Source organism: Pseudomonas paraversuta (assembly GCF_904067025.1).
Taxonomy (GTDB): Bacteria; Pseudomonadota; Gammaproteobacteria; order Pseudomonadales; family Pseudomonadaceae; genus Aquipseudomonas; species Aquipseudomonas paraversuta.
Genome location: NZ_CAJFDA010000001.1, coordinates 3,030,728 through 3,046,109 on the forward strand (window position 1 = coordinate 3,030,728; position 15,382 = coordinate 3,046,109).

The window sequence follows — 15,382 nt, forward strand, 5'->3', positions numbered from 1 at the left end:
GGCGTGCGCCGGAATGTGCTCCAGGTGCCGAGCAAGCGCCTCGACCGTCGGTGTTTCGAACACCGCGCCGAGGTGAATCTGTACGCCTAACTGGTGGCGAATCTGCGAGGCCAGGCGGGTCGCCAGCAGCGAGTGCCCGCCCAGCTCGAAAAAGTCATCCGTCACACCGACCCGCTCCACACCCAGCACCTCGGACCAGATTCTGGCCAGGGCGCGCTCGGCGTCATTGCGGGGCTCGACATAGCCAGTGGCAGCGGCTTGCGCCTCGACCTGCGGCAACTGCTTGCGATCCAGCTTGCCGTTGGCCGAGAGCGGCATCGCCGGCAATTGCAGCAGTCGCCACGGCACCATGTATTCAGGAACGTGCTGACCCAGATGAAATTTAAGCGCGGCTTCGTCGGCGTCGGTGCCGACCCAGTAGCCGAGCAGCTGATTGTCCCGGGCTATCACCACGCATTCGTGCACCGCGGCATGGGCCAGCAACACTGCCTCGATTTCGCCCAGCTCGATTCGCTGGCCGCGCAACTTGACCTGATGATCGAGACGACCCAGGTAGTCGATGGCACCGTCGGCGCGCCAGCGTGCCAGGTCGCCACTGCGGTACATGCGCTCGCCGGGAGCACCGTAGGGGTTGGCGACAAAGCGTTCGGCAGTCAGTGCCGGACGGCCCTGATAGCCCCGGGCCAGATTGACCCCGGCGATGTACAGCTCGCCCGCCACCCCCACCGGCACAGGATTGAGATCGGCATCGAGGATATGGATTTGCGTGTTGGCGATCGGGCGCCCGATCGGCACGCTGTTGCCGTCCTCGCGGCAGGCCCAGGAGGTGACGTCGATGGCCGCTTCGGTCGGGCCGTAAAGGTTGTGCAACTGGCTGGCGGTTTGTCCCAACACCTGACGCTGCAACTCGGCCGGCAAGGCTTCTCCGCTGCAAATGATCCGTTTCAGCGAAGTGCAAAGGGGTAGTTCGCCGGCAGACACAAAGGCCTGCAACATCGACGGCACGAAGTGCAGCGTGGTGATGCCGTGCTCCACAATCAGTTCGCGCAAGGCCCGTGGATCACGGTGGGCACCGGGTGGTGCCATCACCAGTGCCGCGCCGCTGAGCAGCGGCCAGAAGAACTCCCAGACCGAGACGTCGAAGCTGTAAGGAGTTTTTTGCAGCACCCGGTCGCCGGGGTTCAGGCCGTATTCGGCCTGCATCCATTGCAAACGATTGAGCAGCCCGGCATGACGATTACCGACGGCCTTGGGCTTGCCGGTGGAACCCGAGGTATACAGGCAGTACACCAGGTTTTCCGGGCCGATATCGACCTTGGGTGCAGTCTGCGGCTGAGTCGCCAGCGCCAGGTTTTCCAGTGCATGCATCGGTACCCCGGCAGCACCGGACCAGCTGTCCAGCAGGTGCGCCTGGGTCAGCAACAACGGGCTGCCACTGTCGGTCAGCATCCCTTGCAACCGCTCCCGCGGGTGGTCCGGGTCCAGCGGCAGATACGCGCCACCGGCCTTGATCACCCCCAGCAGTGCCACCACCAGCTCCACCGAGCGTTCGGCACACACCGCCACCGGTACATCCGGGCCAACGCCCTGAGTTTGCAGCCAGTGGGCCAGTTGATTGGCCCGGGCATCCAGTTCGCCATAGCTCAGTTGCGTGTCGCCATACACCAGCGCCAGGGCATCGGGGGTGGCGCGCACCTGTTCGGCAATCAAGGCTGGCAGGCTCGGGTACTGCGCATAGTTGAACCGGGTCGCGTTCCACTGCGAGAGCCGCTGCTGTTCTGCGTTATCGAGCATCTGCAACTGGCCAAGGCGCACCTTTGACGGCCCCTGCGCCTCGGCCGCCATGGCCAGCAGCAGGTTCTGCAAATGCTCACCGAGGCGCGCCACGCTGGCAGGGTCGAAGGCACTCAACAGGTAACTCAATTGCAGGTCCAGGGTGTCACCCGCGTGGATCACCACAGTCAAGGGGTAATGGGTGGTTTCCCGCGAAATCACCTGGCCGAATTGAACGCCGCTGCCGCTGCGCAGGGCGCTGTCCACCGGGTAGTTCTCGAACACCAGCACAGTGTCGAACAGCGCCCGGCCACCCTGCCCGGCCCAACGCTGGATATCGAACAGCGGCGTATGTTCATGCTCACGTACCGCCAGGTTCAGCGATTGCAAATCCCGCAGCCAGTCCCCCAGCAAGCGCTGCGGCCCGGGCGCCTGAATGATCGGCAAGGTATTGATAAACAGCCCCAGCACGCGCTCCGCATCGGCCAGGGCGGTCGGGCGACCGGCCACAGTGGCGCCGAAAGCCACGCTGCGCTGCCCGCTGTAGCGCTGCAACAACAGGCTCCAGGCACCTTGCAGCAAGGTGTTGAGGGTCACCCGCTCGCGTCGGGCAAACACCCCCAGCGCCGAGGTCACGTCCGGGGCCAGTTGCAGGCGCAGGTCACCATGCCCGCTGCGGGCCGGCACCGCCGGCAAGGCATCGGCCAGCAGGGTCGGTTGCTCCAGCTCGCACAGTTGCTGGCTCCAGAATTGCTGGCTCGACGCGCCATCCTGACGGCCCAGCCAGGCCAGGTAATCGCGGTAGCGGCTGGCCCCCGCCGCGGGCGTCTGACCGCGGTAATGCAACAGCACTTCTTCGATCAGGCGCGCCGTGGCCCAGCCATCGAGCAGGATGTGATGGCGGGTCCAGATCAATTGGTAGGCGCTTTCGCCCAGACGCACCAGCAACACCCGTTGCAGCGGTGGCCGGCGCAGGTCGAAGCCCTGATCGCGCTCGGCATCGGCCAGTTCGGCCAGTTCCAGGCGCGCCTGTTCGGCGCCGCGTTCGCGCCAGTCAAGATGGCGCACCGGCGAAGGTAACTGGCGGTGGATCCATTGCAGGGGCTGGGGCAAGTCGCCTTCCCAGGCGAAACCGGCCCGCAGGATCCCGTGCTCATGGCTGACCCGCTCCCAGGCTGCGGCGAAGCGCAGGCCATCGACATCGCTCAGCGGCACGCAGACCTGATTGACATAGGCACTGCCCGCGGCGCCTTGCAGGGCATGAAACAGCATGCCCTGTTGCAGCGGTGACAAGGGGTAAAGGTCTTCGAGGTCGGCGGCGGCCACCGGCAGTGCGTCCAGTTGCGCCTGACTGATGCTCGCCAGCGGGAAGTCCGAGGGTGTGACCCCGGCAGCGCCGGGGCTCAGGCAATGGTCGATCAGCGTGCCCAGGCTCGCCAGGTAGTCCTCGGCCAGACCTTGCACCAGCTCGCTGTCGAAACGCTCGCAGCCATAGCGCCAGCTCAGTTGCAGGCAGCCGTCGCGCACTTGACCGGTGATCACCCATTCGCTGTCGGCATCGGCACTCGGGTCCAGGGACGCACCCAGGTGTTCCCCGGCCAGGTCGAACAGGCCGTCGGCCAGGCGGCCCGGGTCGAACTGCCCCAGATAGTTGAAGGTGATTTGCGGCGCCGTGCGGGACGCCAGCCGGCGGGCCAGATCGTCCTCGCCCAGATAGCGCAACACGCCGTAGCCCAGGCCCTGGCCGGGCACCTGGCGCACTTGTTCCTTGATCGCCTTGATCGCTTCACCGGGTGCGCGGCTGCCGGGGGCCAGGCGCAACGGGTACAGGGCGGTGAACCAGCCGACGCTGCGGCTCAGGTCCAGTCGGGCCGGGGCATCGGGCCCCGGTGTGCGGCCGTGACTTTCCAGGAGGATGTCCAGTGCCGGCTGACCACTCCATTGGCACAGGGTACGGGCCAGCGCGGCCAGCAGCAGTTCATCGATCCGCGTGCGATAGGCCGCGTGGGCCGCCCCCAGCAAGGCGCGGGTCCGCGCCGGGTCGAGCTGCACCTGCACCCGGGCCGTCGCGCCGAGGGCACGGCTGCCTTGGGGCCGCGGCACCCGCAACGGGGTTGCCGTGGTCTCGGCATACGCCTGCCAGTAGGCCAGCTCGCTGTCGCCCAGCCCTTGGCGCTGCCAGCTTGCCAGGTGCTCGCCCCAGGCCTTGAAGCTGCTGGTACGCGCAGCCAGATGCAGCGCTGAACCGGCCAGCGCCTGGGTATAAAGCTGTGCCAGATCTTCGAGCAGGATGCGCCAGGACACGCCATCCACCACCAGGTGATGGGCCACCAGCAACAGCCGTTGCTGGCCATCGCCCAGTTGCATCAGCACTGCCTTGAACAAAGGCCCCTGACCCAATTGAAAACCGCGCTGGGCCGCTTCGCATACGGCGCTGATCGCCTCGGGCCGGCTCAGAGTCAAGCACTCCAGCAACCCGGGGGCGTCGGTGCCATGACTGGCGCTCCACTGCCCGTCCAGCTGCCGGAATTGCAGGCGCAAAGCATCGTGGTGGGCGAACAGCGCGGTCAGTGCCTCATCCAGAGCAGCGGGCTCCAGGCTGTGCAGCGGGCGCAGCAATAATGCCTGGTTCCAGTGGCCCGCAACCGGCACCGCCTGGGCGAAAAAATGCGCCTGAATCGGGGTGACCGGGGCCGCGCCCTGAACCGGACCGCTGTCAGCGCTGGCCTGCTCCAGAGGCACAGCGACACGGGCCAGGGCAGCGATGGTTTGATGCTCGAACAGGTCCCGCGGATTGAGCTGCCAACCGGCGCGGCGCATCCGGCTGATCACTTGCAGGGACAGAATGGAATCGCCCCCCAGCTCGAAGAAATTGTCGCTGATCCCGACCTGTTCCTGACCCAGCACCTCGCCCCAGATGGTCGCCAGGGCCTGCTGGATTTCGCTGGCGGGTGCCACATAGTCTTCGGTCACCTGCCCCTGGGGTTGCGGCAACTGCTTGCGATCCAGCTTGCCGTTGGCCGACAGCGGCAGCGCCGGCAATTGCAGCAGGCGCCACGGCACCATGTATTCAGGAAGGTGGCGGGCCAGATGGGCCTTGAGTGCTTCTTCCTCGATGGCAGCGCCCACCCAGTAGCCGATCAGCTTGTCGTCCCGGGCTATGACCACGCTTTCCTGAACATTGGCGTGGCTCAGCAACAGCGCTTCAATCTCCCCCAGTTCGATACGCAGGCCGCGCAATTTCACCTGATGATCGAGACGGCCCAGGTAATCGATGGCACCGTCGGCGCGCCAGCGTGCCAGGTCGCCACTGCGGTACATGCGCTCCCCGGGAGCGCCGTAGGGATTGGCGACAAAGCGTTCGGCGGTCAGCGCAGGACGCCCCTGATAACCCCGGGCCAGATTGACCCCGGCGATGTACAGCTCGCCAGCCACGCCCACCGGCAGCGGATTGAGATCGGGATCAAGAATATGGATTTGCGTATTGGCGATCGGGCGGCCAATGGGCACGCTGTTGCCGTCTTCGCGGCAGGCCCAAAAAGTGACGTCGATGGCCGCTTCGGTCGGGCCGTAGAGGTTGTGCAACTGGCTGGCGGTTTGTCCCAGCACCTGACGCTGCAACTCGGCCGGCAAGGCTTCACCGCTGCATATGATCCGCTTCAGTGAGGTGCAAAGGGGCAGTTCGCCGGCAGACACAAAGGCCTGCAACATCGACGGCACGAAGTGCAGCGTGGTGATGCCGTGCTCCACAATCAGTTCGCGCAAGGCCTGTGGATCGCGATGGGCACCCGGCGGCGCCATCACCAGTGCCGCGCCGCTGAGCAGCGGCCAGAAGAACTCCCAGACCGAGACGTCGAAGCTGTAAGGGGTTTTTTGCAGCACCCGATCGCTGGCATTTAATCCGTATTCGGCCTGCATCCATTGCAGGCGATTGAGCAACCCGGCATGGCGATTACCGACGGCCTTGGGCTTGCCGGTGGAGCCCGAGGTGTACAGGCAGTACACCAGGTTTTCCGGGGCGATATCGACCTGGGGCGCGGTCTGCGGCTGGGTCGCCAGCGCCAGGTTTTCCAGTGCATGTACCGGTACTTCGGCAGCGCCGGACCACTTCTCCAGTAAGTGTTTCTGGGTCAGCAACAACGGGCTGCCACTGTCGGCCAGCATCCCTTGCAGACGCTCAAGGGGCAGATCCGGGTCCAGTGGCAGGTACGCGCCACCGGCCTTGATCACCCCCAATAACGCGACTACCAGTTCCACGGAACGCTCGGCACACACCGCCACCGGTACATCCGGACCAACGCCCTGAGTTTGCAGCCAATGGGCCAGCTGATTGGCCCGGGCATCCAGCTCGCCATAGCTCAGTTGCGTGTGGCCATACACCAGTGCCAGGGCATCGGGGGTGGCACGCACCTGTTGCGCAATCAGGGCAGGAAGGTTCGGGTACTCGGGGTAGCGACTCGCTGTCGCGTTCCATGTAGTGAGCTGCGCCTGCTCGTCCGCGTCCAGCAACGGCAGGCTGAACACCGGACGGTCGGGCGCTGCGAGCATGCCCTGCAGCAGCTGGCACAGGTGCTGGCCGAGGCGCTCAATGGTCGGGGCGTCGTAGAGCTCAGTCACATACTCCAGACGACAATCGATGGCGTCGGGGCCGGCGATAACATCCAGGGTCAGGTCGAAACGCGCGCTTTCCAGCTCGACATCCAGCACCTCCACCTCCAGCCCCGGCAACTGCAAGGGCTGGGCGTCCCGTGAGTGGCGGAAGTTGAACAGCACCTGGAACAGCGCCGTGTGGCGCAGGTCGCGGGTCAGGTTGAGACCGTCCAGCACGCACTCGAAGGGAAAGTCCGAGTGTTCCAGGGCAATCCGGCTTTCATCCCGCAGGCGGCTGCACAGCTCGCGGGTGGTCAGTTGCGGATCGAGCCGGGCGCGATAGACCTGGGTGTTGACGAAGAACCCGACAATCTCCTGGACCTGGGCATGGCTGCGTGCGGCGTTGGGCACACCGACCGCGAAATCGCGCTGGCCGCTGTAGCGCGCCAGCAGTACTTGCCAGGCCCCCAGCAGTAGCACGAAGGGCGAGCAATGTTGCGCCCGGCACCATTCACGCAGCGCCCGGGCCACAGCGTCCGGCAGCCGGAGATCATGGCGCGCGGCCTGCAGCCGTGGCGCTGCGCTGCGCGGGCGGTCGCTGGGCAATTCCAGCACCGGCACCTCCTGGCCCAGGTACTGGCGCCAGTAGCCCTGGCCTGCAGCAGCGCCCTGGCCTGCAAAGTGCTGGCGCTGCCAGGTCGCGTAGTCGGCGTACTCCAGGGGCAAACCCGGCAACGGCCGGTCATTGCCGTCCAGAGCCGCGGCATAGGCCCGGCCCAGGTCGGCGATCAGCAACGGGTTGGACCAGGCATCGGCGACGATGTGGTGCAAGCACAACAGCAACACCGCCCCCTCGCCGTCGCACAACAGGCTGGCCCGCAGCAACGGTGCGCAACCGAGGTCAAACGGCACGGCAACCCGCTGGCGCAGTTCGGCTTGCAGGTCGGCGCCGGCCGCCAGGGTCACGCATTCAAGATGAAAATCCACAGCGGGTTCGATGACCTGCAGCGGCTGCTCATCCACCAGCACGAAGCGGGTGCGCAGGCTGGCATGGCGCTCGATCAGGCGGCGCAAGGCGGCCTCCAGGGCCCCGACATCCGGCCGGCCCTGAATCCGCAGCGCCCGGGCCGAGTTATAGGCCGGGCTCTGTACTTCGTACTGCTGGAGAAACCACAAGCGGCGCTGGGCGAATGACAGCGGCGCCGGCCCCGGCTCGGTGCGCCGGCCCGGCCCGACGGGTGCGGCTGGCGCGTCATCATCAAGTAACAGGGCAAGCAATAGGTCGCGGTCGATATCGGTCATGGTCAATCCAGTGCGGAATAAAAAAAGCCGGCCTCAGCCGGCCTGTTTTCAGTGGGTCGTCAGGCCCCGGGCGGCGCGGGCCTGGGCCAGTAGCTCGGCGCGTTGTTGATCGCTGAGACTGTCGAGCTCGCGGCGCAGGCGAGCGATCTTTTCCAGACGCAGGGGCTCTGCAAGTTCACCGAGGGCCTCGGCCAGACCGGCGGCACTGGGATGATCGAACACCAGCCCGGGGGCGACTTCTAGCTTGAACATCGTGCGCAGGCGTGCCACCAGCTTGATCACCAGCAGTGAGTGGCCACCGGCCTCAAAGAAGTCGTGGTCCACCCCCAAAGCGTCCGGCGGACACTCCAGCAATTCGGCCATGGCATCGCGCAGGCAGGCTTGCAGTTCGCTGGTGGGGGCCCGTACCGGTTGCCGGGGTACCTGCTGGCCCGGATCGGGCAAGGCTGAGCGATCGACCTTGCCGTTGGCCAGACGGGGCAGGCTCGGCATGGCCAGCAAGCGCGCCGGGCACAGGGCTTCAGGCAGGCGCGCGGCCAGAGCCCGGGGCAACTGTTCCAGGGCACCCTCAGCGGCATCCTCGTTGAGCACCACATAGGCGATCAGGCTGGCCGCGCCATCGCCGGGCGACCATAGCCGGGCCACAGCCTGTTCGACCCCGGGCAAGGCCAGCAGCGCCGCCTCGATTTCACCCAGCTCGATGCGCTGGCCGCGCAACTTGACCTGCTGGTCCTGACGGCCAACCAGTTGCAGGCCGCCTTCGGCCCGATAGCGGCCCAGGTCGCCGGAGCGATACAGACGCTGCCCCGCCAGGAACGGATCCTCGATAAAGCACTCGGCACTGGCTTGCCCCAGGTAGCCACGGCATAGCTGGGCTCCGCCGATGTACAGCTCACCCAGGGCACCGGTGGGTACCAGTCGCAGGCGCTGGTCCAGCAGGTACACGCGATTGCCGTCAAGGACACGGCTCAGGGGCACCCGCTCATCGCGGTCCGGGGCGTCGGCCCGCAGGGGGTGAAACATCACCCCGACCGTGGTTTCGGTGGGGCCGTAGTGGTTGAACAGGCGCAAGCCCGGCGCCCGCTTGAACAGTTGCTCCACCAGACGTTGCGGCGTGGCTTCGCCCCCCAGGATCAGGGTTTCGGGCAACGGCGGGGTATGTCCTTCGAGCAAGGCCGCCAGGTGCGAAGGCACGAATTTCGCCACGTCCGGTCGTTCCCGAAGCAAAAAGCGGCTGAATGCCGCGCCATCCACAAGATCCTCCGCGGCGGCGATGACCAGCCCGGCGCCGACCTGCCAGGCGCCGAACAGCAAGGTGTGGCCCAGGTCGACGCTTAGCGGACTGGTGAGTGCCAGGCGCATGCCGGCTTGCAGACCGAGGGCTGCGCTGGCCGAGCGGGCGTAGTTGCCCAGCGCGCCGTGCTCCACAAGCACGCCCTTGGGTGCCCCGGTCGAGCCGGACGTAAATAGCAGGTACGCCAGGTGCCGGTCAGTCAGTTGCGGTGCCTGGAACGGCAATTCGGCATCCCTGCCCGCCTGCTCCAGACTGGCGCTCGGCCAGGGGCCGTGAGCACTGCTGGACGCCGGATCGCACAGCACCAGTGCCGGTTCGGCGCGGGTCAACAGATCGTGACGGCGCTCCGCCGGCCAGGCCGGTTCCAGCGGCAAGTAGTAAGCCCCGGCCACCAGCACCGCAAGGATATGCAGCACCCCTTGCAACGAGCGCTCGGTCTCGATGGCCACGCATTGCCCCACGCCGACACCCTGCCCTTGCAACCAGCCGGCCATGCGTGTGACGGTCTGCTGCAAGCCGGCATAATCCAGCTGCTGCCGGCCATCGCTGAGGGCCATGGCCTGCGGGGTTTGCCGGGCATGCCGGGCCAGACACTGCGCCAGCCCCTCATTGCTCTGCACCGGCTGCTGCGGGGCCAGGCCCGACAGCCGCTGGCGCTCCCGGGCGCCCACCGGCTCCAGGTCGTCGAGGGTCACGGCGCCATCACCCGGCAGCTGTTGCAGCAGGGTGCGGTACTGTTCCAGCAGCACCTCGATACTGGCGGCGCTGTAGGCCGCGCCATTGGCCTGGATATTCAGGAACAGGGTCTGGCCCCGGACCCGGGCACTCAACAACAATTCGAAGGCCCCCCGGTGCGGATAGGCAAGCACCTGGCGTGGATCGATGTGCGCCTGTTCAAAGACAAACCCCGCCAGCAGCGGCGCGGCGCTGGTGGGCGCCTCGATCGGGCAGTACTCCTGCCAGCCCAGATGATCCCCCAGGCGTTCTTCGGCCTGTTGCAACCATTCGCCGAGATGGCGCGCCGGGTCCAGCTCGACCCGCAACGGCAGGATTTTTTCGAACACCCCCAGGGTGTTCTCGAAGTGGTCGTAGTCGCTGCGGCAATCATGCAACCAGCCAGCGACAAAACCGCGCTGACCGCTCAGGCGCCCCAGCAGCACCCACCACAAGCCTTGCAGCACCAAGTCCAGAGGCTGGCCGAGGAAGTCGGCCAGGGCCAGGGCGCCACCCAGATCCGACAGCGGCACTTCCAGCTGCAGGGTCTGACGCAGCGCCCCTGAGGGCTGCGGGTTGCCGCGCAGGCCCAGATGCAGGGCGTCACCCCGGGCCGGATCAACCCCGGCGTGTTGCCAATAGGCACGGCCCTGGGCAGCGTCTGCATCGGCGGCCATGTCCTGGCGCCATTGCACATAGTGTTCGTAGCCCACTTCGTTGAAGGTCGGCGCCTCACCATTGGCCAGCGCCAATACCTCAGCCACCAGTTGCTCCAGGCTCGGTGGGTCCAGGGCCAGGGCAGCGGCAACGAATTCCAGCTCGACCCCGCCGTTGGCCAGGGTACGCTGGCTGACCGCCAGCACCTCGTCCGGGGCCAGGTTCAAGGCCGCTGCCTGGGTGTCCAGCCCGACCCAGCGTATTGCCCCACCCTGATTGGGCAAGGCCTGACGCCAACCACGCAACCCCGGTACTTGCAGCCAGCAGGCGGCGAGAATCGGCTGGCTCGCCGAATAGCCTTGCAGGGCCGCCTGGATGTCCGCCGGCACCTGTGCCGCAGTCAGCGCCAGGCGCAGTCGATGGCTGCCGGCGTCAGCCCGGGCCGGATCATGGCCGAGCAGGCAGGCACGCTGCTCGGGGCTCAGGGCCAGGGTCTGTGGTGCGGTCAAATCAAGACTCAAATCATTCATCACAGTGTCCTTAAACAGGCAGCCCGGCCGATTGGCCCGAGCGCTCTTCGTTGTCTTGGGCAGCGTCATCGAACACGCTACGGTCGGTCATTTCGCCCATGGCCACGACGATCCGCCGCGGGCCTTCGAACGGGTCCCGGGCGTGGGCCACCAGCATGTTGTCGAGCATCACCACATCCCCGCGCTGCCAGTCGAAGCGCACCGCGCAGGCTTCGTAGAGCTGGCCCAGTTGTTCCATGACCAGGTCATCGATGGGCGTGCCATCACCGAAATACACCTGCCGCGGCATGTACCCGGCACCGACTATGCCCAGCAGGTCGCGGCGCACGTCGGCTTGCAGGCAATAGTCGTGGTGCAGCTGGACCTGGTTGAAAAAGGACTTTTCCCCGGTGTAGGGGTGGCGGATCACTGCCGGGCAAGGGGTGCGGGTCTGCAGGCCGCCATTGGCCAGCCATTCGAACGCCACGCCCTGCTCGCGGCAGGTGGCCTCGACCACGGCACGCTGCTCGGTTTTGTAGAAGTCGCGCCAGTCCACATCGAAGCCCGGGGTGAAGGTGCGCACATACAACAGTCCCTTGCGTTCGAAGGTCTCGGCCAGCGCGGCCGGCAAGGCGCGGTACATCGCCCGGCAGTCGACGATAGGTGTGGCACCGCCCACCGGCGATGGCTGCTCGCAGAAGAACCACTGCTTGCGCGGCCAGCGTCGCAGGTGCGCGCTTTCGTTGTGGAACAGGATCATCTGCCGCTCGGGGTATGGCGTGGAGCGGTAGGTATTGCGCCCGCCCTCTTTCTTCGGCAAGTCGCCATAGGCGCCATACAGGCCCGGCTGGATGGCCTCGGCGAAGGCTTCGAAGTCTTGCGCGGTGCTCAGGCCGAAGCCACGGAACAGCAGGCCGGCATGCCGGCGCAGGCTGGTTTCAATGAACTCTCGGTTGAGGCTGGCCCACACGCAGGGGTCGAGATCGGCACTGACTGGCTCGATTACCAGCGGCAACTCGCAGCCGGCATTCAGCGGCGTGCAGCGCACGGCAGCCTCCGCCACCGACGGCGTGCTCGGACGGGCAAAGGACTTCAACTTGTCGCGCCTGGCCTCCAGCCGCGAGCGCCCGCTGACCGGCGCTGCAACCGCGGGCTGCAAGGCGCCGAGGGTCAGGCTGTCGAGGGAACGCTCGGGGTCGGCGAGGATTTGACCCAGCAGGTCGACCCAGGCCTCGACCCAGCAGCGCACCCGCGCCTCATCGAGGATCGCCGTGGCGAATACCCACTCGCCGCCCAGCCCCCGGGCGTTGGGCGTCAGGAACAGGGCCATGTCGAACTTCGAGGTCTGGGCGGGCGCGGCCAGCAGTTCGGCGCTCAGCCCCGGCACCGCGAACTGACCCCGGGGCATGCTGTGCAGCACGAACAGCGCCTGCACCAGCGGGTTGCGCTGACGGGGCACGGCGCTGGCATCGACGATCTGTTCGAAGGGCAAGTCCGCCTGTTCGAACAGGTTCAATGAATCCTCGCTGACCCGGGCCAGCCATTGGTTGAACGATTGCTGCGGGCGCACCCTGGCGCGCAGCGGCACGATGTTGACGAAGAAGCCGATGAGCTGTTCCAGCTCGGTTCGCGGTCGACCGGCGATATCGGTGCCATAGATCAAATCGTCCTGGCCGGTGAGGCGATGCAGCAGCCAGTCGAAAGTCCCCCGCAGGACCATGAACAGGCTGGCGCCGTGGGCACGGCCCAGGGCTTCGAGACGCCCGACCTGTTCGGCGTCGAGCTGGAAGGCCACGCTGGCCCCACCAGTGTGCGGGGCCGAGGGACGCGCACGGTCAGTGGGCAAGGCCAGTTGCTGCGGGGCGCCTTGCAGATAGTCGGCCCAGAAATCGCGTTCGCGCTGGCGCTCGGCACTGCCGGCCCGGGCGTTCTGCCAGGCCGCATAGTCGCTGTACTGAATACTCAACGGCGCCAGCGCCGACTGGCTGCCGGCCAGTTGCGCCTGATACCCCGCGCCCAGTTCCTGGACCAGCACGCCGAACGACCAGCCATCGCCGATCAGGTGATGCATGCTCAACAGCAAGCGATATTCCTGAGCGCCCAGGCGCAGCAGGGTGGCGCGTAACAGCGGCGCGCGCTGCAGGTCGAACGGCTGCCCCGCCGCTTCGGCCTCGGCCACCGCCAGGGCGGTGGTTTGTTCGCCATCGCGCAGACCACTGAGGTCAAGCACCGGCAAGGCCAGTTCCACCTGACCCGCACAGTGCACCAGGGCCACGCCATCCGGGCCCGGCACAAAGGCACTGCGCAAACTCGCCTGGCGTTGCAGCACACCGGCCAATGCCGCTTGCAGGGCGTCCACCCGCAGCTCGCCACACAGACGCAACTGGGCAACCATGTTGTAGGCCGCCCCGGCCTGCTCCCCGCCCAGCTGCTGGGCCAGCCACAGGCTGCGTTGCACCGGCGACATGGCCTGCGGGCCGCTGACATGCAGCGCCTGCAAGGGTACGCCGGCGGCCAGACGTGGTGCAGCGTCAACCATGGCCGCCAGCCGGGCCAGGGGGCTGGCGGCAAACAGCGCGCTCAGGGGCAATTCGACGTTGAACTCGGTGCGCACCCGCGCCAGGACTTGCACGGCGGCGAGGGAATGCCCGCCTACGGCGAGAAAGATGTCGTCGCGGCTGATCTCGGCGCCTTCCAGCACCTCGGACCAGATCGCCGCCAGACGCTGTTCGGTGTGGCCCAGGGGCGCGGCACCTGCCGGCGCGGCCCCACTGCGGCTCAATACGGGCCGGCGATAGACGTGATACGCGCCCAGTTCACCGGTCTCCAGACGCTGGCGGCAGGCCGAGCGTTGCAGCTTGCCGCTGGTGGTCTTGGGCAAGGCCGCCGGCTCGAGCAGGGCAATGACGCTGGCCGGTTCCTGCTGGGTTTCACTGACCACCCGGTCGATGGCTTCGATCAATACTTGAGGGTCGAATTTCTTTTGCACACTGCGCCCGATCTCGGCGGCGATGCCAATGCACTCGCGCCCGTCGACCTGCACCGGAAACGCTGCGACACGGCCCTTGCGCACCGCTTCGACGCCCTGCTCCACGGCTTTTTCGATGTCTTGCGGGTAACGGTTCTGGCCGCGAATGATGATCACATCCTTGGCCCGCGAGGTGATGAACAGACCGCCCTGGTGCAGGAACGCCAGGTCGCCGCTACGCAGCCAGCGGCCGTCGGGCAGGTCGAGGAAGGTACGGGCGGTGGCTTCGGGGTTGCGCCAGTAGCCACGGGCCACACTGGGCCCGCGCACCCAGATTTCACCCACGCTGTTTTCAGCCACCGGTTGCAGGGTCTGCGGGTCCATCAGGCGCACCTGATCATCGAACAGCAAACCACCGCTGCTGACCATTTCGCTGCCGTGCGGGTCAGGGACCACCCGGCCCAGCGCCAATTGCTCATGGTCCACATGCAGGGTGTAGTACGGGCCGCCACGGGTGTTGCTGGTGACCATCAGGGTCGCTTCAGCCAGGCCGTAGCATGGATGTACGGTGGTTGCCGCCAGCCCTGCCGGCGAGAAGCGCTCAACGAAGTCGGCCAGGGTGTCGGCCCGCACCGGTTCGGAACCGCAAAACGCAACCCGCCACTGGCTCAGGTCGAGCTCGGCAAGCAGGCTGTCGCGCACGCTCTCGGTACACAGGCGGAAGGCAAAGTCAGGGCCGCCGCTGAGGGTGCCGCCGTAGCGGTGGATCGCTTCCAGCCAGCGCGCCGGCCGGGCGAGGAAGTGCTGGGTGGTCAGCAACACCAGCGGCACCCCGGCATAGATAGGTTGCAGCATGCCGCCGATCAGGCCCATGTCGTGGTACAGCGGCAGCCAGCTGACAAAGACATCCCCCGGGCGGGTGCCAAAGCCCATTTGCAACAGGCGCTGATTGTCCAGCAGGTTGGCGTGGGTGACTTCGACGCCCTTGGGTTCGGAGGTGGAGCCGGAGGTGTATTGCAGCATGGCGATGGCATCGCCCGGCACGGCACGGGGTTGCCAGGCCCGGGGCGCTTGCGCTTCAAGATCCTGGACGCTGGCCAGGGCCGGCAAGGACGCCAGGGTCAGGCCGTCACGCAGCAACCGGGAAGCGTCGAGGGCAGCATGCTCGCAGAGAATCAACGAGGGCTCGGCATCCATGGCCATGCCTTGCAGGCGTTCGGTGTGGAACTGGCGATTGCGCTCCGGCGGATAGGCCGGTACCGCGATCAGCCCGGCATACAGGCATGCGAAAAAGGCCACTATGTAGTCCGGGCCGTTGGTCAGCAGCAGGAGCACCCGGTCGCCCTCCCCGGCGTGCTGCCCGAGGCAGGCGGCCAGGTGCCGGACCCGGGCATCCAGCTGGGCGTAGGTGTACAGCTCGGTGGTCTGGTTACCGTCACCGAGAAAGCGCAGGGCCAGTTGATCGCCTTGCTGCTCGGCGCGCTGCGCCAGCATCTCGATCAGGGATTGGGGTTGAGGCTGATGTGGGATGGCCATGGGGCGTCCTCCTGCAATCGCAAAAAGTCAGAAAAAAAT

2 protein-coding genes and 2 pseudogenes are annotated in these 15,382 nt (G+C 66.6%); all 4 read right to left on the reverse strand.

Going from position 1 to position 15,382, the window contains the following annotated elements; translation table 11 throughout:
- Positions 1-30: 30 nt before the first annotated feature.
- Positions 31-3,099, reverse strand: a pseudogene (locus JQ848_RS23090) (amino acid adenylation domain-containing protein); the annotation flags it as partial.
- Between the two features lie 15 nt (positions 3,100-3,114).
- Positions 3,115-7,665 (reverse strand): annotated as a pseudogene (locus JQ848_RS23095) (amino acid adenylation domain-containing protein); the annotation flags it as partial.
- A gap of 48 nt (positions 7,666-7,713) precedes the next feature.
- Positions 7,714-10,860 carry a non-ribosomal peptide synthetase gene (locus JQ848_RS13670; protein WP_202210838.1) on the reverse strand — a complete coding sequence of 1,049 codons (3,147 nt, stop codon included), beginning with the start codon at positions 10,858-10,860 and terminating at the stop codon, positions 7,714-7,716.
- A gap of 10 nt (positions 10,861-10,870) precedes the next feature.
- Positions 10,871-15,343 carry a condensation domain-containing protein gene (locus JQ848_RS13675; protein ID WP_202210839.1) on the reverse strand — a complete coding sequence of 1,491 codons (4,473 nt, stop codon included), beginning with the start codon at positions 15,341-15,343 and terminating at the stop codon, positions 10,871-10,873.
- Positions 15,344-15,382 lie beyond the last annotated feature (39 nt).

Coding starts and splice junctions, on each gene's coding strand:
- JQ848_RS13670 (WP_202210838.1), bottom strand. CDS start 10,860: ATGAATGATTTGAGTCTTGATTTGACCGCACCACAGACCCTGGCCCTG.
- JQ848_RS13675 (WP_202210839.1), bottom strand. CDS start 15,343: ATGGCCATCCCACATCAGCCTCAACCCCAATCCCTGATCGAGATGCTG.